Origin of the sequence: Pseudomonas syringae group sp. J254-4, assembly GCF_032586855.1 — a bacterium.
Taxonomy (GTDB): Bacteria; Pseudomonadota; Gammaproteobacteria; order Pseudomonadales; family Pseudomonadaceae; genus Aquipseudomonas; species Aquipseudomonas amygdali.
The window spans coordinates 1-23,253 of record NZ_JAWHOO010000005.1 but is presented as its reverse complement, the minus strand read 5'-3'; the positions used below and the strand labels follow the sequence as shown (position 1 = coordinate 23,253).

Here is a 23,253-nt window from a genome sequence, read left to right as displayed (position 1 = left end):
TAAAGGCTCAGACTGCGTAACCATTTTAATTAAATCGCCAAAGCAATCATAAAAATTACTATGCATCACAAAAGAAAACTTTCTCCGCACAAACGATAAGCTCACTCATAGACATAGTTTCATTACGCGCCCCAAAAAATTCTAACTCCGCAAGCTCTGGAATGGGGATTGAGTTCAAGTCGGTAGCATTAATCTGAGTATGCCCAGAAAATCTTCGAATATATGAATCTATAGTTTTAGTAGACAGATATGCAAAAAGCGCGATACAGGCATTACTGCTGAGTGTTATCGTCTCACCCCAAATGTAATTTAAATGATTCTCCACACCTAAATATTCACCGACATAAGACTCTTCTAAAAGCGGAGCGGCTACAATCCTTGTAGATGACTCCTTAAAAGATATTCGTCTCACCAATAAATAGTTTTTCCTAGGGATCAAAACAGACATTGACTCTTTACATGTTTTTATGTGCCGAGGCTTCCCAGTAGTTCCGCGCCCAAAAGCAATGGTCGCATCAACCCTAACGCTATCTTGATACAAAAGAAATGACGAACTTTTACTTTTCCTCTCCAACAACCAATCGCCACATCTAAAATCTACAACCTTACCCGTAGACGCTCGCAACCCTAAAGTAAGAAGAGTATTACCAAATCTAGAAATTTTATTAAGAAGCTCATCATCACCTGCGGCCAGAGGGATATGAATAAACTTCTGCATATCCCCTTTAAAATAAACTTTATCTCGACATATTTCTTTGCTGAAAATTTCGCCATTGTTTTTTTCATGAGAAATACGAACGAGCTCATTACTTTTTCTTGAGATTTTAAGAATCAAAACCTCTTGCAAAACGCTTGAATCCCAGAATATCTTTCTCGACTCAAAAAGATACATCTCATTTAAACAAAATCCTTCCAAAATATTATTTCTAAATCGTTTGAACAATGGGCCATTACAAAAACTCCTAGGAATAATCGCGACTAATTCGCCATCGTCAGAAAGCAGCCTTAAGCAACAAGCCACAAATGCGGAATAAATATTTGCCTCTTTGTATCCAAGATAACTAACACAGTATTTAGCAGCATCAGTGCCTGCGAGAATTTTTGAATATGGAGGGTTAAGGACAATCCGATCAAAACTAGGAAGCGTCGGAAAACAGTCAAAGAAATCCGAATTAATTACGTTAGCGTCAACGATGCCATAAAAGTTATCTTCTGCTAATTCGGCTAAGAAGCTGTCCTTTTCTATCAACGTTATTACTGCACGCTCCTGTTCTCTTTCAGCACGGGTTAAAACAGCAGCAGACAAGTTTCCGACCCCACAACAAGGGTCCAAAACAGAAACTGTTTGGCCAGGACGAGCTCGAAACATGTCAGCCATAATTCCTGAGACTCTAGCTGGAGTAAAATATTGCTCTGCCAGTTTCTTCTTTTCAGCCGCGATCTCGTTTGTGGTCGAGACTCGAGACCTTTCGATTTTTTCTAAAAAAGCATTACTCACGCTTCAACATTCCCGCATATTCAAAATACTTAAGTGTTAGCTCACAAAGTGCCTTGACCTCCTGACTCTCTCCTTCCGACTTAGCAGCAATTTTGGCGAGTTCAATCAACTGATGCTCCATACGTTCCATGAGCCAACAGATCTGTCGTCTCCGCAAACTAAATTTAAGCTTCTTGTGTATATATGCTCCCAAAGGGGTCAACGGTAGGATTGCGCCATCTCCGCCTCTAGCGAGGTGATTGTGATAATCCGGATGGCACGGGTCAACATATCCGACCTCACCAATATATGAAGTATCTGAGCTTTCTCCTGGCCAATCGTCACTTTTCCCAATATTACATGTAGGGCAGCAATAAACTAAATTACTATATTCATTTTTAAGTGCATGAAATTTTGACTTTGGAGCAAAGTGGTCGATGTGAAAACCCCGCTTCCCTCCCGAATAGTAATCGGGAGTGTCGCAATAACCGCACTTTGAGATAAAATCTTCTCGCAGCTCTAATTTGTATAGTGAGTATCGAGTCTTCTGCTCAACAGCGGCGCGACGTTCCGGGCGACAGGTATGAATTGGGTACATTACGCCCCTCCCCCGCGTTTCAGCAATATATCAACTTGGCAAACCAATTGGGTCAACAGCTCTAAACTACGATCTTCCTTTAGTTCATTAGGGAGCATCGAGCCTGAAAGGCCATGCTCTTCAAGATAGCTATCCAGCTCAATAATTCTCTGTCTCTGTTGGGCTGTGAGCCCTTCACGTGGCAGCGCAAGCAGAGCTTCAAACTCTTCTTCAGAACTATTGAGTCGAACTCTGTGATCTTCAATAACTTTAGCTATCTGGGCTCTGAACAAGGATTTTAGATCATCTTTCATCATTACCGCTTTAGCTTGAACTAAGCGAGCATCATGTGTAGCCTCTAGTGCATCTGGAGCGTGAGATGTCAGCAAAAAGCAGGGGATGTGTTTGTTACGCTCTTGTACCAGCTCTATTAAAGCCTGCCCATTAAAACCGACAGTTGCCTTCTCGTTCAACATAAAATCTGTCACTAGAGCATCTGGAGGTGAATTCATTATCTCGTCGACTACGTCATTCAAATCTGAATCATTGACGATTTGGAAAACTTCTAAGGAGAAATGACCATCCATAAATTCCTGAAAATAAACAATATCATCAGGATCTTCATCAATATAAACCACCCGACCCTTATTCATCCATTCAACTCCATTGCTATGCTAAAACCACTCCCTCGCCCGAGCTGGGCTGTACCACCATATTCTTCAATTGTTTTCTGAACAAGCCACATCCCGAGTCCAGTGCCGACTTCTTCGCCCAGACTATTTGTCTTCGTAGTGAAAGTCGGTCGAAAAATATCTAGTGGATTCTGGATGTCTTGAGAAAGACCAGGGCCAGTGTCTTTATACTCGAAGATTATTTTCCCGCTTAACCCTCTGGAACCGATTGTGATTCCACGCCCGCCAGAAAACCCGGGGCGTTTAAAAGCGTCCGCCGAATTGATAATTAAATTATTAAATATGCAATCCAAGTCTATCTCATAAGCCTTCAGGTAAAGTGATGAATCATCGACTTCTACGCGCACAGAAACATGGCGCTCTGAAAGCGTGCCCATCCACTCATCACGCAAATTTTCAAGATAGGTCTTTATATTAATTTTTACTCTTTTTCGCTTATCCTTTCTGATAGTTCTCAGGGAGTACTTTATCCAATTTTTAACTCGCTCATCGTCGCGTCTGAGCATTTCTATTCTTTTGAATGGATTCTTAAAATCTTGAATCAATGCTCTAGCATCTAAACTTAAATCAGCATAACCATGAATTAGGCTCTCTAACTGATCAAACCGATTACCCAGTTTTGAGTTCAAGCTATCCAGCTCATGAGTAAAGGATGCAATCGTAATTCCGCTTGAAGCGAAGACTCTCAATAGAGAGTTTTCCTTCTTCATATCTTCTAGCCGGTCATCAATCTCTCGAGTTCGAGCCTTTTCCTTGAGTAGTGCCAGTGCAAGCTTTTCAGAATCATCCTTAACTTCAGCATGTTCTTTTTTGATATTGTCGAATATCTTCTGAGCTAATTTTTCCGCATCTTCCTCTTGCTTTGGATTAAGCTCTTCATCTGAAGGGGTTTTCTTTTTATCATTATAAAAAGAATATATCTCCTTATACAATGAGCTTCGGTCTTGCTCGAACTCTTTAATAATAGCTTCAATTATTGACTTGAAAAGACTAAATGCCTCATTCTCTTGTATGCCTTCTCGACTCGACTTATCCTCCAAGCCAATGTTATTCAGCCTAGAGATATTAATAATACCTGACATGTTATGAGGGGCTACTCGCCAGCGACCCGATCGAAGCGCCGACGGATCCTCAGCTTGTCTCCGACCTAATCCCAACCAATCCCAAGATGCTTTACCAATTTCCCCATAAGGCCGTACCCTGAAATTATCTCGATATATACGAACACCATTATTATGCTCGAGCCATCTTTTGCGAGAATCACTATTATAAGAGCGGTGCAAAAATATTTCAATGTCTTTTTTGTCACTTACTCGCTTCAAAAAGTATAGGGTAAAATCAAACCTACCAATAAGCTTATGCGCGTTCTCGTTGCTTTCCTTGAGGCCAGGAATAAGCTGATAAAGGGACTTCGCATATTTTACCGACTCTCCAAACAACCTAGTTTTCATATACGCAGGGTTCTTAAAGAACGCTCTAGAAAGAAGGTCTTCATTAAGGCGGTGCACATCTAATTCTTGTCGAGTCGCTTCGAAACTAATTAGCCCTTCATCATCCATGTGAGCTGAAAGCTTATAGTCAAAGTCATCACAGATACTTGGCAATACCTGACCAAATTCCGAATTATGCCTTTTACTATATACATAAACATTAAACCCTCCAGCCTCTGCTGGAGGCACTAACGATGCGAGCTCCAAAAATATTTTTTCAACATTGGATTTTTTCCAGCAGTCCCTAGTACGGGAAATTTTAATTTGGCTGCCTTGCACTAAATTTAGAATGTCATGAGACTGCGCTAAGTTCTCACCAAGCGCATCTGAAAAGTTGAGTTGTAAAGACCGACCTACGAAACCTAGAGTTGCATTAACTCCGTCGATAGTCAATCCTTGCTGATCGAAATCGTTCCAGTTAACCTTCCAAAAAAGGCATTTTTCCGAATTCTTTGTTTTTGTTAATAATTCACACTTTTCTCCTAATCGATCCAAGGCGAAACGACCAATGCCTTTAGCTCCAGACTTCACACGACCGGTATTAACAGATACAAAATCATAATTCTTATTATCGGTACCAATTGTCATCCAGGCTTTTTCAATTATATCCTCGGTCATCCCATCACCATCATCAAGGATATAAACCGTACCGCTTTCGGATAGGGTTTTTTCTATTATTTTTCTCTGGTCAGCAGTGTAAGCCTTTTCATAAGACATCCTTGAAAAGACATAAGACTCACTAAACATATCAAGTAAGTAGAAACAAAGAACATCTTGCAGCTCTAGTCCACCAAGTACCTTCTTAAATTTCTCATACTCGAGAGCATTTAATGTATCTGGAAATTCAACAAACTCATCATCAAAATAGACAATACAAAATGATGCATCAGCATCATAACTATTCTTTACTAGCTCAATCAGCGCGCCTTCGGCAGATGAAACGTTTTCCCTGCCGATTAGTCTTGCGGTTCTGGCGGAAACATTGAATGGTATAGCTTTCATAATCCCCTCCTTAAATGCACCTACTTTGCTGTGCCATACCTGTGACTATCCCTGACGTGCGTTCGATTCATAGTGCTGTAACGCATCGGCCTCCTAACCCCAGCAAATCGTCTCACGTTCAAATGCCTCCCCACCATTGATGGAGCTTAACTCCTTTCCCCGAACCACAGATTGGGTCGGTTTCCTACTGCTGGCATGCGCCGATAACCAATGAGTTTGGAGCAATCATAGCGTCTGCCGAGATTCAACGATCCGTTTTTTTGGGCCCCCATTCCCAAACCCATGCTTTTAGGCCGTCGTGGTGAGGTTATCGCAGAATACGGGACGCCGGGGCTTGTACCTTGGATTTGAGAAACCCAGATGACGGCTATTCCGCTATCAGTCTGGCAGCACTCCACCAGTAGCAAGGCGAGCACCTCAATGAGCGCTGATCGGGGAACTCAACCGACCCAAGCGAAGGATCAACGACGTTAGGCCGCAATCCGGAAATTAGCTTTTAGGCTGCTGGAGCGTTCTCCATGCAGTTGGCGATGTCGATCTGCGTCAGACGCCTCTTGGGTTCACATGAGTTCAACTGCATCCCGCCACTGCCGACCATAGCCGCTTAGCCGCAGCAATGACGCGCTTGGTAATCCCGTAGGGTCAGGTCTTGATCATGGGCGACACCCCTTAAGAACAACGTATTTTGGCCGACGCGCAGCGCTACGACCGAGAGCTTTCCGGTTACATGAAAGTGCACAGCACCCGGCCGCAGTCAGTAGGATTCGCCCTGGCGGATTCGCCCGTTGGCCTGGCGGCGTGGGTGTATGCACTGTTTCAGGATGCCTCCGACAGTGGCGGCGAGCCTGAGCGGGTAATCGAGCTCGATGCGCTGATCGACGACATCATGCTGTACTGGTTGCCGAGTTCCGGTCCCAGCTCGGTGCGTTTCTATTGGGAAGGTATGCGCGAAATGCAACAGCAAGGCCCTGCCCCAGCGATTCCTATCTCTGCGGGCGTAAGCATGTTTCCGGGCGAGCCGCTGCGCCTGTCACGGCGCTGGGCGCAGGCGCGTTTCGACGACCTGCGGTTCTTCGCGGAAGCCGAGCACGGCGGCCACTTCACGGCCATGGAAAACCCGACAACGCTCACCGAGCATGTTCGTGAAACCTTCCGCCTGCTGCGTTAATACTTTTGCAGGCGTGCTGAATATCTTGGAGGTGGAGCGCCCCGCTACAACTGGAAAACAGCCACTCTCGGGATTGGCGGATGCTCGGTCGTGAGCGCGCTGTGAGGCAATTTCAAAAAATTACCTCAAGCATGAACTCGGCGAGTAAAGTACCGCCGCCCGAGACGTGGATCCGGGTTTTCTCATGGAGTTTCACCTTGAAGTCATTTAGCAAAGTCGTAGCCGCAGCAGTATGTAGTCTGGTTCTGGCGGGTTGCACCGGCACCCCTATGAAAACCCCGCAATACGACAGCAGCCAATACACCGTCGTAGGTCACAGTGAAGCAAGCGCCACCGGCCTGATGCTGTTCGGTCTGATCCCGATTCGTCAGAACGACCGTTTCGTTCGTGCGCAGAACAGCGCCATTCAGGCCAAGGGTGGCGATGCGCTGATCAATACCCAAGTGCAGGAGAAGTGGTTCTGGGCCTGGGTCCTGAACGGCTACACCACTACCGTTTCTGGTGACGTGATCAAGCTGAAAACGGCTAAATAAGCACCGCTCTGCTTCAGAAAGCCCGGTTCGCCGGGCTTTTCTGTTTCTGGCTATTGGCGGATGCGCCGTTGAGCGAGGAGTAAGAGCAGACACGCATCGTTGCCAACCGCTAAAAGGTTTAGCATTCAGCCCTCCTTCGGATGTGAAGTTTTTCTGCATGACGGCCTTCTACCTCAAGTTACTCATTACCCCCGCGCTCATGCTGGCTATTTCGTTGGCGGCCAGGCGCTGGGGCACTGGTGTGGCGGGGCTTCTTTCTGGTCTGCCGATGACCTCGGCACTGGTCATGCTGTTTCTCAGTCTTGAGCAAGGCACCCAATTCGCGTCGATGGCGGTTCCCGGCGCACTGGCCGGGCTGGCGGCGATTCAGGTGACTTATCTGTTTTATTTTCTGGTCACTCGACGCGTTTCAGCGGTGACGGGATGCACCTTGGCCTTGGCTGTGTATGGCGCAACGGCCTTTGCGGTGAACCTGTCGGGCTTACTGGCGCTGTCGATCATTGTCACGCTGCTGATGGTTGCGCTGATCATCGTTGCCACCTCGCAACAGACACCGCCGGACGTAGCGTCATACGTGGCACTGCCGCGCTGGGTCATTCCGATGCGAATGCTGACCGCCACCCTTCTGCTGCTGGCGATTACCGCAAGTGCCACCTGGCTCGGGCCGTTGGTCAGTGGGCTGCTGGCGCCGATCCCGGTGATCGCCTGGCCGCTTGCAGTGTTTGTCCACGTTCAAGGCGGGCGTTACGAACTGGCGGCAATAGTCCGAGGCAATGCCATTGGCGCTGTCGGGGTGGTGAGTTTCTACCTGACCCTCAGGTATTCCATATTGCAATGGGGCGCGCTTGTGTCTATCGCGGCTGCCGTTTTGCTGGCTGTGGTGGTGACGGCTGTGTTGGCGCGGTTGTTGGCGAGGCGGTAGGGCTTATAGTTGCTCCGCTGAATTCGTGCATGCAGCACATCAGTGTGGTGTTTCAGAAGCACCACACCCGGGATTTTCCTGCTCGTGGCCTTCTTGGCTGCTGCATCCGGGCCTTCAGGAGGCGCTGACGCCTGATGAAATCAAAAATTAGCCACCAAGACGATAATCTGCAACGTGCAGCATCTGCTCTATCGACGCAATTTTTAATGGGCTAATATGCAATTACTTGCATCCTGCCCAACTAAAATATTTAGCAAAAAAAGATTTCTTTTTCTTTTCAATATGCGAGTCTATTGACTTGAGTATTCCGCTAAAAAAAACATGCTCTTCAACACCAAATCTTTCAGGGATGAAGCAAAGGTCATACCATGACAGTATCTCATCAACTGAAAAATCGCCGGACTTCTGGAGTCTTATATAAGTAACTATATCTTTTCGCAGTGAGAGACTAGAGTAATAAGATTTGCTTGACATCCATTGCCCGATTACCTCTTCGACGGTAAGCTGTCCAGCTCTTTGATCTTCAGGCAGATAATCGAGCAATCCATCACTCAACGCCTTCATAAAGCTTATCAACTCCATATATCCGCGCATTGCAAAAACCTCAAGGAATTGGAAAGGCAGTAAGGATGTATCTGGGCATGTGATTAAACTCAACAAACTCTATAATTACCCTCAACCTTGTCATGGTTACGGGGGTATTTGGCGCTGAACGGTATATGCCCCACCCTACCTCCTGTTGAGCATCGAAATCTAAGACTAGTCGGTTGCTCTTACGAATAAATTGAGTTTTGGAATACATTAGAATTCTGAGGCGATTTGCTTTCAGTGTTTGGCTCACCGCCCACTCTGCAATATCTACTCTTTCAAACGTAGACATTACAGTCGCCGATCTTACCTTTTTCAGGCGTTGCTGTAATCCGGGAATATCTTTTTGAAAGTGATCCTTCCATGTATGACCACCCGGATCTTTTCTTGGCACATTTTTTGGCTTTTCACTAACATCAACTGTCATTCTACCAGCGCGTACCGAGGAAACTCGAAATGCGTTGTACATAGAAGCAGTAGTCAGGGGAACCACGAACTCAGTAGCTAGACCAATAACCTGACCGGTTTCTCGAGACGCCCCCAATGCCTCAGCCGCAGTCATCCCTGCTTTAAATGCATAAGAATCGGTTTGCTTTCCTGTAACAATCTGCGTTGACGCGGCTGAAAGCTGGTCAGATGCATGCACTCCCATTGCCACACAACCGACTTTTGAAATCATCGTTGGATCAGGTAACGCACACAAAACGCCTGAACCAGCAAGCTCAATGATGCCGCCGACAAGTCGAAGGCTGCCAAATATACGGTTAGACATAATTTCAGCAGGCGTAAGAGACTCATGAGAGAGTACCGCTGCCATTTGTGTAAAATTGAGGATGACGCGAAAGCTTCCATCATCAGACATAATGCGTTTCCTTACGCAAATGGCTTGTTGGCGGTCCTGTCCCAACCACCAGAAACGATACCCGCACTTCCACCATCAGCACGTCGCTGTTGTGAGTATTCAAATTTGATTCGACCGTAGTTTAAGGTCACAACTTCAACGGGAAAGCCAGACTGTTCTGCACCTTGCCCACTGACTAATGCAATCAGCACCTCTTCAAGCACTATGTCCAGATACTTGAATTTTTCAGTTCCCGCCCTATGGATTCGGATGGTCACATTTTTGATGTGTGAGCCCCTGCAGCAAAGCTCAAATAATTTCGGGGTGGCTCTGTCTATATATTTGCTGATCTGAAAATCCCCGAGGGAAACGCCTCCAGCGGTCGCTCCGCCACTGGAACTGGCAGTCTGACTGATCGACTGCATGGCGTCGTAGTGATAAGAAAGCAGCTCTATCCAACCTTTGTGTCCATCGTCAAGAGACTCGCCTTCAACACCATCAACTTTCATAAAAGCATCAAAAGACATAATCTTAGCTCCCTGCTTTTCAACATATCAAAAAGAAAATATTAGCCGAATTCTCTCTCAGATTACCAGCCTAGGGTGTGCCTGGTCTGATTGCACGTTACGAGCTGTCTACGTACCTAATGTGCAGGCCCCAAAATATCCGCCGACCAATACCGTTGCCTTGGTAAGCCGGCTCGCGAAAAACGTCGCATAACATCACCATCACAGCTTGCAGTGCCGCACACAAAAAAGTCGTGCAACCGAGTAGACACCTGCCACCGCAGCCCGTTAACGTCCCATTCGCAACACAATCCAATCCAACCCAACCCTGTCCTCTCGGAGATCCCCACATGGAAGTCATGTACAGCACAATCGAAGAAGTCCGCACGCACATCGACAATATCGACCGCGACGTTGTCGCCCTGCTGGCCAAGCGGGGCAAACTGGTCAACCAGGCTGCCGCTTTCAAGAAGACAACCGATGACGTCCGCGCGCCCAACCGGGTGGAACAGGTCATTGCAAAGGTGCGAGCGATGGCAAGCGAGACCGGCGCTTCGCCCGAGGTAGTGGAGCAGGTCTATCGTGCGATGATTGCTGCTTTCATCAATGAAGAATTGAAGACCCATGCTGCGCTGGCGAACGCTTGATCTGTCGGGTCTGATACCCAACTCATGGATTGATTTAAAAGCCCCCGCCTTCGTCGAACTCATCTGCGGCGGCAGTCTGGCAACTGCCGCAGAACGCTTCGGCCATTCACCGCAGGCCGAATAGAAACGCTTCGAACTCGGCTGCATGGCGAAAGCTGTTTAAACGAGCACTCAACTTATCCGCAAGATTGCATAAGCCCCCTTTCGTTGAGCTCCGTATTGGTAAGCAACTGTCCGCCTGAACGCAATGTCTTGCCCCGAAGTCAAAAACACTTCAACCATGCTCCTCAAGGTGCCTTATGAGTTTGATACCCGAACTGAACAGCGAGGCTAACGTGCTGATATGCGGGGCCAGCCGAGGTATTGGCTTGGCACTGTGCGCGGCGTTGCTTGCTCGCGATGATGTGGCTCAGGTATGGGCGGTCGCGCGACAAGCCAGCACTTCCACAGAGCTGGCAACGCTTGCAGAGCAATATGGCCAACGCATCAAACGAGTCGACTGCGACGCGCGTGATGAGCAATCCCTTGAGGCACTCGTGAGCGAGACGCTTGATGGATGTGAGCATCTGCACCTCGTCATCAGTACGCTCGGCATTCTTCATCAGGACGGCGCAAAAGCAGAAAAGGGCCTGGCACAACTGACACTTGCGAGCCTGCAAGCCAGTTTCGCGACCAACACCTTTGCACCGATCCTGCTGCTCAAACACCTACTCCCACTACTGCGCAAACAACCTTCTACCTTCGCGGCGCTCTCCGCGAGGGTTGGCTCCATTGGCGATAACCGACTGGGTGGCTGGTACAGCTACAGAGCCAGCAAAGCAGCGCTGAACCAGTTGCTGCACACGGCCAGTATCGAATTGAAACGCCTTAACCCGGCCTCTACTGTCCTGGCAATACACCCAGGCACGACGGACACGGAGCTGTCTCAGCCATTCCAGGCGAACGTACCCGAAGGCCAGCTGTTCGAACCGGCGTTCTCGGCGGATCGCATTATTGAAGTGATAGGCGCACATGGACCGGCCGACAGCGGGACCTTTTGGGCCTGGGACGATAAGCCGATTGTCTGGTGACTTGTTTCACTTGTGAGAATGAGGTCGCTATCCGTCCTCACTAACGGGCTGTTTTGGTCGGAAAGTCCCCGCCGCTTATAACCCCTTCGTCGGATAAGGCCCACTGCTATCAACGAGACGGCATTACTGGCGTCATACCCCACTCCCAGTGGACCAACTGCAAGTAAGGAGCACGGCATGACCCAGGTATTCGACATCAAGGACGCCACCAACCCTGCGGCGCTTGGGAATTTGCAGGTCAAAAGCGCCAGTAGCCAGGTCAGCAATAACCCGGTCGAACTCATCGTGCAGGGCACTCCTGGCAACGACTACATACGTGGTGGGCTGGCTAATGAACTGCTGATGGGTGGGAGCGGCAACGACCAGCTAGTCAGCGGGGGTGGCAACGATGTGATGGTCTCCAGTGCCGGATACGACGGTATGGACGGCGGCGCCGGTAATGATGTATTCCGCTTCGACCGCATCGGCGACAGCTATATCAATAGCGGAGGCGAGCACACCGATTCCATCAGCCATTTTGACCCCGCCCACGATACCCTCGACGTGTCGGCCCTTGGCTATAGCCATTTAGGTGATGGCTATGGCGATACCTTGCACATCCGTAGCGAGCCTCTGCGCGGCATTTACTTTTTGGAAAGCTACGAGCGAGACGGTAATGGCAAACATTTTGCCGCGCAGTTCCTGGCCAATAGCGGCCTTATTACCGATGCCAACTTCCAGCCGCTGATCAACGGCACTTCGCACAACGATCTGCTCGAAGGCACAGACGCCAGCGAATCCCTGAAAGCCGGCGCTGGCCGCGACAACGTCCAAGCGGGTGCGGGCAATGATCGGCTGTTCGGTGGCTCCGGCGGCGACACTCTGAGCGGCGGCGCGGGTGCCGACAGCTTCGTGTATACCCGGCTCAGCGACAGCTACCGCAACGATGCCAGTGGCAGCTATAGCAGCCGCGACCTGATCACCGACTTCAGTGGCAACGGCCATGACATGATCGACGTGTCCGCCTTGGGCTTCACCGGGCTGGGTAACGGCTACAACGGTACGCTGAAGGTGGTCCTCAACCTGGCCGGCGATGCCACCGCGCTTAAATCACTAGAGGCTGATGTCAACGGTAACCGCTTTGAAATTCTGCTCAGTGGCAACCATGTCAATGAACTCAACGCCAGCACTGTGCTGTTCGCCCCGCCCAGTGATGCGACGGTTGTGACCACTCCGCAGCCGATCACCTCGGTGAGTCTGGTAGGTGGTGACAAGTCCGACATCCTTTATGGTTACTGGGGCAACGATACCCTCGTCGGTGGCGCCGGAAACGACACCCTCGAGGGTAACGCCGGTGATGATGTGCTGACCGGTGGGTTGGGCGCGGACAAGCTCACCGGCGGCACAGGCAACGACCGTTTCGTATTCACTAGCAGCGCCGACAGCCATGCGGGCAGCAGCGATCTGATCACTGATTTCATCTGGGGCCAGGACAAGCTCGACGTCTCTGCGCTCGGCGTAACCGGTTTTGGCAACGGCCGCGACGGCACCTTGAGCATGACCTACGATGAAAACACCGACCGTACCTACCTGCGCAGTAGCGAGCCAGGCGCCGATGGGCATGCGTTCCAGGTCACGCTAGCAGGGTTCGACTACACGCGAGAGCTCACCAACGCCGACCTGGTGGTTGCCGATACGGCAGACGTGGCGCTCGTGGGTCAAACCGCCGTCGACCTCGCGAGCTGATATCACCTGAACAGCTAGCGTGTGGGCTCCCCTTCCCACCTTTAGTTGCCTGGACGCCTACAAGGCAGGAACAGTGAGCGGTATTGATGCTCACTGCTCCTGCATTTTCAACGCGACCAGGCCTGGTTCGCTGTCAAAGCGCTCGCCTTCCGCTCTTGCTTTTCGCTGGCGCGCAGTCAATAGATGGAGTCGCCGTTTTATTGCGTCAGGAAATAGGCCAATCAAAACTTTCCACTGGCTTGCAGAACAGATGGGCAAAAACCGCTGTTAATTCTGTGCGCGAAAAACCGCATTTTTGAAAATAACCGGAAGCCCGGGCAATCCGGCTTATGACGTTACTCCGACTTGTTAAAGGCCAACCGACCTGCGGAAAATAGGCTGAACTTGTAACGGGCACTGTCTCTCTCAATAACTACGCACACCTGTTTATGAGGAAAATACCATGTCCAAACTCGCAGAATACCGTCAGCTGGAAAAACACCTCGCCGAGCAACTTCAGGCACTGGAGACCATGAAAGGCAACGAGGGCCTGAAGAAAGAGATCGAGTTCGAAACCAAGCTGCGCAAGCTGCTTGAGCACTATGGCTTCAGCCTCAAGCACATCGTCAATCTGCTGGACCCACAGAACTCGTCGCGTCGCCAGGTCGCGGATAAACCTGCGGGCACGCGCAAGCCGCGTGAACTCAAGGTGTACAAGAATCCGAAGACCGGTGAAGTGATCGAAACCAAAGGTGGGAATCATAGAGCCTTGAAAGAGTGGAAAGCAGAGCACGGTGCTGATGTCGTCGAGAGTTGGCTGAAGAAATAAGCCTTGCGCCATGCAACGGTTGATTGACCGGGGTTGATCTGGAGCATCGGCTAATCACCGTTCGCGCGGTCGAGCTGACGATGTCGGGAACGACCCGCTGCGCCAGTACGTCAGACCTCTATCGACTCACTGAAAAGGTACAGCGCAATGGAAAAGACAATCACCGTGGACCAACTGGCTAAAACTGACCTCAGATCAGTTAAAGAGATATGGCTTGGTGATACCCATACTCAGCTATGTCTGTGGCGTGGCGAACAAGTCGTCACACACGACATGCTCAGCGAGGGTACCCACGATCAGAACAATAGTCGCCTGCACTTGCAACTGGTCAACCCTGACGACCGGGCTGCAGTGGCCAGCGTCGAGGCGCTCGTTCGTGAGCGGCTGGAAAGGATGGGAAGCAAGGGTGAGTTTTATCCAGCTGAGAATGCGGACACTCACCAGTAATCACGCTGATTACACGCGATTCTGTAGGGTCCTTGGGCTGCGTTGCCAGACTGTAGATGTGTGACGCAGAGCGTCACGAACTGCATGCCAACGCGGAGCATTGGCACGATAGTCACCTCAACATCTCATTCAGGCCCCGGTTGCCGAACCGGCCATAAAGCGAGCACGCACCTTCGCCCACACCTCGCCAACCGGCATAAAAAACACCGAAATCAGCTTCAGCACTCCAGGCACATCTCTGCGAATGGTCATAACAGGCTCACTCGCATCATGGACGGCAAGCAAATACCGATACACCCGACGGCTACTCATCGGCAGCAGCCCGATCTGCTCAAGTATAGAAGGGCCCACCTCGCGGACCATGCTGGTGACCATGATCCAGAGCAGTATGATTTCGCCACACAGGAAAGTGACAATCAAAACAGTGGCACCTATCGTTCGCCAGTCTTGCAAGGCTTCGAAGATGGCGTCGATGCTGCTGCCCAAGGTCACCATCGTTGTAAAGATCGCGGCGATAGTGAAGAGTGCTGCAATGAATCTGCCAGGGTCAGGTAGCCGGAAGAACGCAGCAATACGTGGCCCCATTGTGTCGTGACTGGCCAGTTGCTTGAGCTCCTGACGCTCCTCCCACAGATGTCTAAGCGCCCTCGCTTTATCGACAAGCTCGCCGGGTCCGCAGTTATAGCGTGTGCATAGCCAGTCCTGTTTCAGCTTTAACCTTTCGGAGGGCGTAGTAATTGAAGCGGCGCCCATCCGCTCTGCTCTGATCCGCGCGTACACCTCTCCCAGATGTACTGTGCATATCAGGGAAGTCAGCAGGACTGGCAGCAACGCGGGAACGTAGTCAGTCAGGGTCGGCGCAGGTAAAAATATCAGCGCACCTGAAAATGCCAATATCAACGCAGCCATCCAGATCAGACAGATACGGGCATCACGCCGACGCCAAGCCTCTTTGAAAGGTGCCCGCTCAAACCGCTGAAAGTGTTCTTCTACATCTTTACGCAGCTGGTTGATGCTCATCGTTTGCTTCCCTTGCATGGCAAACGCACGAGTTTAAGCCGCCTGTTGGGTAACGTAATTAAACGAATTGTAAAAAGCAGCGTGCCTGTGGGCGTTCTGTCGATGATTGTTTATAACCCGGTTATCCATGCTGAGGCGGCGCGGATAGGCGCTGGTGAAAGATTACTTAAAGCGTTAACGCGGCTGGAGAGTCTTCAACGCGGCTGAAAAGCCATAAGGATTTTCTGCTACCAAGCTGCCCCCCGCGCGAAAGATCGAACCGCCACTCCCACGCACACTCGAAAGGGTGTGACCTCAAAAACCCGCCCTTTCCCTCCATCTGGCAATTCCGTGTTCGAAGCCCCGGTACAGCCCTCGCTTCATTGATGAACGCCACATCCCGATACCGCCGATCAGGTGTCGACCACAGCGCTCCGGACCTCGCCAGATGGTCAATCCGCATTCAAAAAGAGTAACCCTATGAGACCCCAAACCTCCTTCATCTTCGACCTGGACGGCACGCTGACCGACAGTGTTTATCAAAACGTTGCCGCTTGGAAAGAAGCACTGGACGCAGAAGAAATCCCGCTTGCGATGTGGCGTATTCACCGCAAGATCGGCATGAGCGGCGGACTGATGTTGAAATCACTGTCGCGTGAAACCGGCTTGAACATCAGCGAAGAACAAGCCGAACGGCTCAGCGAGAAACATGCTCAGGCTTACGAGCGGCTGCAAGGACAGATCATCGCATTGCCCGGCGCCGTCGAGTTGCTGGAGACGCTCGACAAGGAAAACCTCAAGTGGTGCATCGCCACCAGCGGCGGGATTGATACGGCGACGATCAACCTGAAAGCGCTGAAACTGGACATCAAAAAGATCAACATTGTTACGCGCGATGACGTGAGCTATGGCAAGCCTGACCCCGACCTGTTTCTGGCGGCTGCAAAGAAGATAAACGCTCCGATTGACGAGTGTCTGGTGATTGGCGATGCGATCTGGGACATGCTGGCGGCACGTCGCTGCAAGGCAACCGGCGTCGGCCTGCTGTCGGGTGGCTATGACATAGGCGAGCTTGAGCGCGCAGGTGCCTTGAGGGTCTATGAAGATCCGCTGGATCTGCTGAATCATCTGGACGAGATTGCTTCTCGCCCTTGAATGATCGGCTGGCGTGGCAAATGAGGTAATTATTTACCTACATGCCCGCGAAAATCGGGTTCATCATCCCCATCTCACTCGCTGCCGTCATTGACCGTAGCGTTGCGAGCCCATAGTGTACGTGCACGCGCTGTATTCTGCGGTGCTCGTCATAGCCAAGGAAAAGGCAATGCACAGTAGCCCGCGCTTGCACTGGCCCGACACACTCCTCTCTGATATTCCAAATTTGCCATGAGCCAAGCCGCGTTCGTTAACCCAAGCATCCTCACGTGGTCCCGCGAGCGGGCAGGCCTGTCTGCCGCCCAGGTCGCCAGAAAGCTGCCTGTGAAACCTGAGCGTATCAAGGAGTGGGAAGCAGGAAAGGCGAGACCAACCTTTTTGCAAGCCCAGAAGTGGGCGAGCGTTGCGCATGTTCCCTTTGGGTTTTTGTTCTTGCCTCAGCCTCCTGTCGAACAGCTGCCGCTACCAGACCTGCGCACAGTCGGTAACTCGGCACCCTTGCGGCCAAGTCTGGAGCTTGTGGACACAGTAAAAGACGCAATTCGCAAACAGGACTGGTATCTGGAATACCTTCACGTACAAGAGCACCAGCCTCTTCCGTTCGTCGGTCGCTTCGACAGCCGGACGCCGGTGAAGACGGTTGTGAGTGATATTCGGCAAACTCTCGGTGTCGATCCGGAAAAGTCCCGCCTTGATTACGATAAATACAGCCGCGCGCTGATTGATGCTGCTGAAGTGGCTGGTGTGCTTGTCATGCGCAGTGGTATCGCGCTGGGCAATACCCATCGCAAACTGGAGGTCAGTGAGTTTCGAGGCTTCGCCATCAGTAATTCGCTGGCTCCAGTGGTGTTTATCAACAGTTCGGATGCTCCGACAGCTCGCCTATTTACGTTAATGCACGAACTCGCTCATCTCTGGATTGGCAGCAGCGGCGTTTCTGACGCGGGTACTGCAAATGGTCGAGAGGAAGAGCGATTCTGCAACGCCGTGGCGGGTGAGTTTCTTGTACCCGAAGAGCTTTTTCGAGCTGTATGGAACGCTGGTATTGAATGGGAAAGTAATCTGGCCCCTCTCGCTACGAGGTTTCATGTCAGCAAGCTTGTTATTGGCCGACGCGCGATGGACCTGGGCTACGTTACGCAAGAGCAGTACGGCGTGTATTACCAGAAGGTCCTAAAGGCATTCCGGGACGAGAAAGGCGGTGCCGGGGATTACTACCGCAATGCAACGGCCAAAAACAGTACGCGGCTGAGTAAGGCTGTACTGACCGAAACCCTGAATGGGCGGATGCTGTTGCGTGAGGCTGGTAGTCTGCTCGGTGTACAGCCAGCCAAGTTAAGAACGCTGGCGGAGACACTGGCCCGGTGATGTTTCTGATGGACTCCAACACCCTGATTGAAGCCAAGAATCGCTATTACGGCATGACGATTTGTCCGGCTTATTGGCAGTGGTTGCTGCTCCAAAACCAGACATTTTTCTTGGCCAGTATCGGTCCTGTTAAAGACGAACTTACCAAAGGCCATGATGAACTGGCTGACTGGGCAAAAAATAATTCGGCTTTTTTCCAAAGCATTTCGGATCAAAAGACTCAGGCCGAATTCGTGAAAGTCGCTACGTTGGTAGCACAAGCGCAAGGCATGAAGACGGGAGCAATGGAGGAGTTTCTAAAGGGGGCCGATCCATGGCTGATTGCCAAGGCGCTGACATCCGGAGCAACCGTAGTTACGCATGAGGTGCGTAATCTGGACGCAAAGCGAAAGTTCATCATCCCCAACCTGTGTGAGCAGCTCAACGTCCCTTACATGAACACGTTTGAGCTGTTACACCACCTCAACGCCAGGTTTGTACTTCCTTAACCCGGCGAAACACCACCACCTTCATCTGCCACGATATCCGGGTCATCCGAATAGACTTCCGGCTCATCGTCTTCGTAAGCCTCGTCGCCTTCCGTGCGTTTCTTGACCTCATCGCCTCTGGCAGAACCGACGCCGGGCTTGTTTGAGTTCATGGCGAGGACCGGGTCCGCTTCGCGGTCGTATTGGCCGAGTTCCGGGCTGGCGGGGTCTTCTTTGGGCACGCTGTTTGTGAGTATGTGATCGGTTGTCATGTCAGCCACCTTTTTCGTTTGCCAAAGAAAGTGGACGTGGCATTGGGCTGAGGGTTCGATTCAATCGATGAGCGTGGCGGGCTTTACCCGCCAAACGACGCATATTGCAGCGGCAGGCCGGTGGTGAACTTGATCTGTTCCATGGCGAAGCTGGAGCTTACGTCGCTGATCCCGGGGATGCTGATCAGTTGTTTGTACACCGCGTCGTATCCTGCGATGTCAGCCACGACAATGCGCAGCATGTAGTCGGTGTCGCCTGCCATGCGGTAGCACTCGACCACTTCAGGCAGTTCGCCGACGGCGGCGTGGAACTGTTCGAGCCAGGCGGCGTTGTGCTGGTTGGTGCGGATGGCTGCAAATACGCTGACCGACACGTTCAGACGTTGCGGGTTGAGCAGGGCTACCCGGCGGTCGATGATGCCGGCTTCTTCCAGCTTCTGAATGCGTCGCCAGCACGCTGTGCTGCCCAGGCCAATACGCTCGGCGATGTCCGCCACCGAGCGGGTGCAGTCGGTTTGCAGAATGTCGAGAATTGCCCGGTCGAATTTGTCCATTAGCGGTTTCCTGCGTTAGTCGCTCTACACTTATCGTGAGGAACGATGGGTGTCTGACTCCAATTCTGCGCCTCACACAGCATGACTATCGTGCCAATGCTCCGCGTTGGCATGCATTTCGTGACGCTCTGCGTCACCCAACGGTGCAGCCCCTTGCATCCCGGATTGGACGCGGAGCGTCCAGAACTGCATTCCCACGCGGAGCGTGAGGAACGATGGTGTATGACTGCGATTCTGCGCCTGAAGCAGCATCCTAGAATTTTTAATCGTAAAAATCCAAACCAAAGCGAATAATTTTTCGCTTTGGCTGCTGGTATACGTGCAAATATCAAAAAAATTTCGCGTGCGGATCAGTAATCTTTCAAGCAGTCGGTCTGGTAATGCCAGCCCTTGATTCTGACTCGATTACCAAGTGAATTGCCCATGACCACCTCTGCGCTCTACCTGGATTACGCCGCTACCACGCCTGTCGATGAACAGGTGATTGAAGCCATGGTTGCCTGTATGGGCCGCGAAGGTCATTTCGGTAATCCGGCATCCAGCGGGCACGGTTACGGGCAGGTTGCGCGGCAGGCTGTAGAGCAGGCTCGGCGTCAGGTGGCCGATGCGGTGGGTGCGTCTGCCGACACCATCGTCTGGACCTCCGGTGCCACGGAGTCCAACAACCTGGCGATCAAGGGCATTGCTCACGACAGCAGCGCGCAACGCCGGCATATCATCACCAGCGTGCTGGAACACAAAGCAGTGCTCGATACCGCCAGCACGCTGGAGCGTCAGGGCTTTCCCGTCACCTGGCTGAAACCGGACGCCCAGGGCCTGATCCAGCCCCAGGCGGTTCAGGCTGCATTGCGCGAAGACACGCTGCTGGTATCGCTGATGCTGGTGAATAACGAGTTGGGTACGCTGACCGATATCGCCAGCATTGGCGCCTTGGTGCGCGAGCACGGCGCGCTGTTTCATGTGGACGCTGCGCAGGGCGTCGGCAAGGTGAAGGTCGATCTGGCGAGTCTGGCCGTCGACCTTATGTCGTTCTCGGCGCACAAGGCCTACGGCCCCAAGGGTATTGGCGCGCTGTACGTGGGCCCACGCGCGCATTCGTTGCTGAAAGCGCAGATCCACGGCGGCGGACATGAAGGCGGCTTTCGGTCGGGCACATTGGCAACCCATCAGATCGTCGGCATGGGTACAGCCTTTGCGTTGGCGATCAGCCAGGCCGAAACTGAAAACCGCCGTATCGAAGAGCTGAGTCGCCACCTGCGCGAAGGCTTGTTGAGCCTGCCGGATGTGCAGCTCAACGGCTGTCCGCAACAACGCATCCCGCACACCCTGAACCTGTGCATCACCCGCAGTGGCTTCACCAGCTCGCAGCTATCCCACAGCCTGGCGTTGTCTTCTACGTCCGCGTGCAACTCGGCCAGCAATGCACCTTCGCATGTGCTGCTCGCTCTGGGTATGGATTCAGCCAAGGCCCTGGCCAGCGTGCGTGTCAGCCTTGGCCGCTACACCACGCAGGCAGACGTCGAGCGTGCCATTGAGGTGTTCAGCAAGGCGCTCAGCGCACCTGCTGCGTTCTGGTGACCAGTATTTTCGAGATCAGAAAAAGCAACAACAGAGCGATGTCGTTATAATGGCACAACCCGGCGGCTGCCAAGTGATGCTCACGGATCAGGTTTTAACCCTAAAGGAATAAGTCATGACCTTTGCTCTTCCAATCAGGTGTATTTTCCTGGCGTTTGTGACGACCGCCATCAGCCCCCTGGTTTTTGCCAAGATGTATACCGACTCCGACAAAAATGACGCCTACTCTCCCTACACCCTCTACATGGAGCACTGCAACAAAACGCAAGAGCAAGTGGATTCTCTGGAGGCTCAACAAGGCCCGCTGGACCCAAAAGAAGTGATCAACTCGCTCACTATTACTTCCTACTCCCTCAGCGCTGACAACTACACCCCCAGCGAAATGGGTGTGAGCGCAGAGGAGCTTGCGCGATGCAATGCCACTTACTCTAAAGCGGGTAAGTTGCGCAAGCAGGCCGAAGCTACTCTGGCGGCCGCTCAGGCCATTGAAGACAAGAAGCAAAAGAAAGCCGACTTGATCGCTCACCAGAATTTACCTGAATACAAACAGGCGAGATCGTTGGGGTTCAAGGACGTAGGCAATATCACGTTTCTGAAAATGTATGACGACATGGTCGGTGACGCTGAGCTGAAGTCAACACTGATTAACGTTGACCAGCAATGCGGAAAGTATCTGCGGGCCACGCAGTACGTGGAGCCGTACGTCATTTATACGACTGACCCCAGATTCAATGGCCCATGTGGGTCAGTAAAAAGATTCGCGATCAGAGGAACCCGCGGCGTGAACAGCGGTGACTGGATCAACCCCGACGCCCAATTCAGATACGTCGGCTGGCAGAAAATCCTCGCACCCAACGGGTTCAAGATCCGGATACAAGCGCTGGAGCAGCTCTGAGTATCGAAGCGGTCCCTGACGCTCTGAAAAGTAATGCCCTTCCCCAGAGCCAGCCATCGCTGGCTTTCATCTTCTCCCATGTCTTCAAGTCAAGGCCCCGAACATCACCCGGCGGGGGCCTTTAGCGTCGATTACATGAAAATGTACCCCTTCAGATACAAAAAGACACAAATTGGCACAGTTCTTTCAAGTGGAACGGTCGTGCCATAAACCATTGGTGCACGCTGCATTCAAGGGGTGCCTACACGCACCAAAGTGCAGTTAACGGACGCCAGAGCGTCCACAAACAGTGCAGGAGGGCAGACCACAAGTCTTTCTCCTCACCAGGAAAGGAATCTAGCCGTGCTCTATCAGTCTTGTGTCAGACCACCGTTACGCTGGCTGCCTACCCTTGAGGCATTGCCTGCCTTGGGCGGTGCCTGCGCGTTATCCAGATCTGCTTGTTGTTTTTCGACGACCCTGCACGTCTGGACGTAAGTCATTTTGCGTGTGCCCTTGAATGTTCTGACGATTAATCAGGGCCTTGCAGAACTGTGCGCGCAATAAGGATAAACCCCCTGTTTTCTAATTAACGGGCAACCCACATATAAAGATTGTCCGACACTTTATTTGGAGTGGTTTCATTTGGCCATCATTTGTGCGATGGCTTTTGTTTCTTTAGCGGTGACTGATCATATAAACACGGACGCACACGGAGCAGCCCTTTATGAAGTGTTGAGTAACTAACGCACCAAGTTGATCCTCGTTACACAGTATTGGTGCATCCAGGAAAGTGACTAGTAGGTCACGAGTTTTGAACGCGTCTGGCACAGCAGAGGGTACGATTTTGTCTGCTGTTTTGTTTAAGGAGTCCTTCATTTGAATGCCTTCGAAGTCCATGAAATCGGGATTCGATAAATAGTTACATGAATGCGACACCCGCTCTGAATCAACGGTCCCTGCGTGGGCTTTCTGGCACAGCGGTTGCAATGTAAGCATTCAGGAACATCGCTGTACGTCCCCGTACATGACGATAAGAAGCAAGGATCAGCAATGCCAGCGCCCTGATGTACACCGCTTTTCCCTGTTTAAGCCTGCCGCGCGCAGGCACCGCGGTGCGCTGCATATAAACAGTGTGCAAGCCGCCCTCAGTCGAATATTCACAAAAATATTCGAACGGATTTTTATTGCCCTTTAACTACCCGAGGGAGCGTTAATGAATGATGCGGTAATAATGAAAGCGGTTCCCTCTCCTTCGCCCGATGACACTTCGACGGCGTGGCAGGGCATTCCTTTCAGCGCCAATACGTCACGACCGGGTGGCCTTAACAAGCCACAAGTAATGGTGTTGATTGCTGCGTCGGTATTTATCCATGGGGTGATCTGGTGGTACATGCAAACTGCCCAGCCAGACCTGCCTGAAGTTGCGCCGCAAGTTCCGGAAATGACCATTGAACTGACCAGCCCGACACCACCCGCCCCGGAACCGCCGC

At 51.5% G+C, this 23,253-nt stretch carries 24 protein-coding genes and 1 pseudogene; 15 read left to right on the top strand and 10 right to left on the bottom strand.

All coding sequences use genetic code 11. The annotated features are described in order from the left end of the window. Positions 1-58: 58 nt before the first annotated feature. Genes RYB09_RS08230 through RYB09_RS08215 form a run of 4 tightly spaced genes read right to left on the bottom strand, consistent with a single transcriptional unit; the run spans position 59 to position 5,238 of the window. Complete coding sequence (locus tag RYB09_RS08230; RefSeq protein ID WP_316887896.1) at positions 59-1,498, bottom strand: N-6 DNA methylase; 1,440 nt, start codon at positions 1,496-1,498, stop codon at positions 59-61. Next, positions 1,491-2,075, bottom strand: coding sequence for an HNH endonuclease (locus RYB09_RS08225; protein WP_316887893.1), 585 nt, complete (start codon positions 2,073-2,075; stop codon positions 1,491-1,493). Before RYB09_RS08225 ends, RYB09_RS08230 begins: the two co-directional genes overlap by 8 nt. After that, positions 2,075-2,707: a hypothetical protein gene (locus tag RYB09_RS08220; RefSeq protein WP_316887891.1), complete on the bottom strand. Its 633-nt coding sequence runs from the start codon at positions 2,705-2,707 to the stop codon at positions 2,075-2,077. Before RYB09_RS08220 ends, RYB09_RS08225 begins: the two co-directional genes overlap by 1 nt. After that, positions 2,704-5,238: an ATP-binding protein gene (locus tag RYB09_RS08215; protein ID WP_316887889.1), complete on the bottom strand. Its 2,535-nt coding sequence runs from the start codon at positions 5,236-5,238 to the stop codon at positions 2,704-2,706. The genes RYB09_RS08220 and RYB09_RS08215 overlap by 4 nt, the downstream gene beginning before the upstream one ends. A 685-nt stretch (positions 5,239-5,923) precedes the next feature. On the opposite strand from RYB09_RS08215, the gene RYB09_RS08210 reads away from it, so the two are divergent. The 3 genes from RYB09_RS08210 to RYB09_RS08200 all read left to right on the top strand — a co-directional run bounded on the left by RYB09_RS08210 (position 5,924) and on the right by RYB09_RS08200 (position 7,861). Next, positions 5,924-6,406, top strand: a complete 483-nt coding sequence (locus RYB09_RS08210; RefSeq protein ID WP_316887887.1) for a hypothetical protein — start codon at positions 5,924-5,926, stop codon at positions 6,404-6,406. Between the two features lie 197 nt (positions 6,407-6,603). Continuing rightward, complete coding sequence (locus tag RYB09_RS08205) at positions 6,604-6,939, top strand: hypothetical protein (protein ID WP_316887885.1); 336 nt, start codon at positions 6,604-6,606, stop codon at positions 6,937-6,939. A gap of 157 nt (positions 6,940-7,096) precedes the next feature. Beyond that, complete coding sequence (locus RYB09_RS08200) at positions 7,097-7,861, top strand: hypothetical protein (RefSeq protein ID WP_316887883.1); 765 nt, start codon at positions 7,097-7,099, stop codon at positions 7,859-7,861. A gap of 222 nt (positions 7,862-8,083) precedes the next feature. Here the strand turns inward: RYB09_RS08200 and RYB09_RS08195 are convergent, their stop codons facing one another. The 3 genes from RYB09_RS08195 to RYB09_RS08185 are packed head-to-tail and all read right to left on the bottom strand — an operon-like array spanning position 8,084 to position 9,817. Continuing rightward, positions 8,084-8,443, bottom strand: coding sequence for a hypothetical protein (locus tag RYB09_RS08195; protein ID WP_316887881.1), 360 nt, complete (start codon positions 8,441-8,443; stop codon positions 8,084-8,086). Positions 8,444-8,465: 22 nt separating this feature from the next. Then, positions 8,466-9,311, bottom strand: a complete 846-nt coding sequence (locus RYB09_RS08190; protein WP_058409803.1) for an RNase A-like domain-containing protein — start codon at positions 9,309-9,311, stop codon at positions 8,466-8,468. Between the two features lie 11 nt (positions 9,312-9,322). Continuing rightward, positions 9,323-9,817 (bottom strand): Hcp family type VI secretion system effector, encoded by a 495-nt coding sequence (locus tag RYB09_RS08185; RefSeq protein WP_010408113.1) that lies wholly within the window; start codon positions 9,815-9,817, stop codon positions 9,323-9,325. A 329-nt stretch (positions 9,818-10,146) separates the two neighbouring features. Between RYB09_RS08185 and RYB09_RS08180 the strand changes: the two genes are divergently transcribed. The 6 genes from RYB09_RS08180 to RYB09_RS08155 all read left to right on the top strand — a co-directional run bounded on the left by RYB09_RS08180 (position 10,147) and on the right by RYB09_RS08155 (position 14,493). After that, positions 10,147-10,443: a chorismate mutase gene (locus RYB09_RS08180; protein ID WP_058409802.1), complete on the top strand. Its 297-nt coding sequence runs from the start codon at positions 10,147-10,149 to the stop codon at positions 10,441-10,443. Next, the gene (locus tag RYB09_RS08175) at positions 10,421-10,567 is read left to right on the top strand and encodes a hypothetical protein (RefSeq protein WP_316888062.1); all 147 of its coding nucleotides are present in this window, start codon (positions 10,421-10,423) and stop codon (positions 10,565-10,567) included. The genes RYB09_RS08180 and RYB09_RS08175 overlap by 23 nt, the downstream gene beginning before the upstream one ends. 175 nt (positions 10,568-10,742) lie before the next feature. After that, positions 10,743-11,513 carry an SDR family NAD(P)-dependent oxidoreductase gene (locus RYB09_RS08170; protein WP_122258667.1) on the top strand — a complete coding sequence of 257 codons (771 nt, stop codon included), beginning with the start codon at positions 10,743-10,745 and terminating at the stop codon, positions 11,511-11,513. 177 nt (positions 11,514-11,690) lie between these two features. Beyond that, positions 11,691-13,238, top strand: a complete 1,548-nt coding sequence (locus RYB09_RS08165) for a M10 family metallopeptidase C-terminal domain-containing protein (RefSeq protein WP_316887875.1) — start codon at positions 11,691-11,693, stop codon at positions 13,236-13,238. Between the two features lie 442 nt (positions 13,239-13,680). Then, positions 13,681-14,046 carry a histone-like nucleoid-structuring protein, MvaT/MvaU family gene (locus RYB09_RS08160; RefSeq protein WP_002555840.1) on the top strand — a complete coding sequence of 122 codons (366 nt, stop codon included), beginning with the start codon at positions 13,681-13,683 and terminating at the stop codon, positions 14,044-14,046. A 147-nt stretch (positions 14,047-14,193) separates the two neighbouring features. Then, positions 14,194-14,493, top strand: coding sequence for a hypothetical protein (locus RYB09_RS08155; RefSeq protein ID WP_002555839.1), 300 nt, complete (start codon positions 14,194-14,196; stop codon positions 14,491-14,493). 129 nt (positions 14,494-14,622) lie between these two features. On the opposite strand, the gene RYB09_RS08150 is transcribed toward RYB09_RS08155, so the two are convergent. After that, positions 14,623-15,513: a hypothetical protein gene (locus RYB09_RS08150; protein WP_058401810.1), complete on the bottom strand. Its 891-nt coding sequence runs from the start codon at positions 15,511-15,513 to the stop codon at positions 14,623-14,625. 459 nt (positions 15,514-15,972) lie between these two features. Between RYB09_RS08150 and RYB09_RS08145 the strand changes: the two genes are divergently transcribed. The 3 genes from RYB09_RS08145 to RYB09_RS08135 all read left to right on the top strand — a co-directional run bounded on the left by RYB09_RS08145 (position 15,973) and on the right by RYB09_RS08135 (position 18,503). Beyond that, complete coding sequence (locus tag RYB09_RS08145) at positions 15,973-16,647, top strand: HAD family hydrolase (protein ID WP_003435091.1); 675 nt, start codon at positions 15,973-15,975, stop codon at positions 16,645-16,647. A gap of 231 nt (positions 16,648-16,878) precedes the next feature. Continuing rightward, positions 16,879-18,015 (top strand): ImmA/IrrE family metallo-endopeptidase, encoded by a 1,137-nt coding sequence (locus RYB09_RS08140; RefSeq protein ID WP_316887871.1) that lies wholly within the window; start codon positions 16,879-16,881, stop codon positions 18,013-18,015. After that, complete coding sequence (locus RYB09_RS08135) at positions 18,015-18,503, top strand: DUF4411 family protein (protein WP_058401813.1); 489 nt, start codon at positions 18,015-18,017, stop codon at positions 18,501-18,503. The genes RYB09_RS08140 and RYB09_RS08135 overlap by 1 nt, the downstream gene beginning before the upstream one ends. On the opposite strand, the gene RYB09_RS08130 is transcribed toward RYB09_RS08135, so the two are convergent. Both RYB09_RS08130 and RYB09_RS08125 read right to left on the bottom strand, forming a co-directional pair. Then, the gene (locus RYB09_RS08130; protein WP_057460536.1) at positions 18,500-18,754 is read right to left on the bottom strand and encodes a hypothetical protein; all 255 of its coding nucleotides are present in this window, start codon (positions 18,752-18,754) and stop codon (positions 18,500-18,502) included. The two genes, RYB09_RS08135 and RYB09_RS08130, sit on opposite strands and share 4 nt — an antisense overlap. 83 nt (positions 18,755-18,837) lie before the next feature. Next, complete coding sequence (locus RYB09_RS08125; RefSeq protein ID WP_002555835.1) at positions 18,838-19,308, bottom strand: Lrp/AsnC family transcriptional regulator; 471 nt, start codon at positions 19,306-19,308, stop codon at positions 18,838-18,840. A gap of 423 nt (positions 19,309-19,731) precedes the next feature. On the opposite strand from RYB09_RS08125, the gene RYB09_RS08120 reads away from it, so the two are divergent. The 3 genes and pseudogenes from RYB09_RS08120 to RYB09_RS08110 all read left to right on the top strand — a co-directional run. Beyond that, complete coding sequence (locus RYB09_RS08120) at positions 19,732-20,886, top strand: cysteine desulfurase family protein (protein ID WP_316887868.1); 1,155 nt, start codon at positions 19,732-19,734, stop codon at positions 20,884-20,886. Between the two features lie 115 nt (positions 20,887-21,001). Beyond that, complete coding sequence (locus RYB09_RS08115) at positions 21,002-21,781, top strand: hypothetical protein (RefSeq protein ID WP_122258672.1); 780 nt, start codon at positions 21,002-21,004, stop codon at positions 21,779-21,781. Between the two features lie 1,195 nt (positions 21,782-22,976). After that, positions 22,977-23,253, top strand: a pseudogene (locus RYB09_RS08110) (energy transducer TonB); the annotation flags it as partial.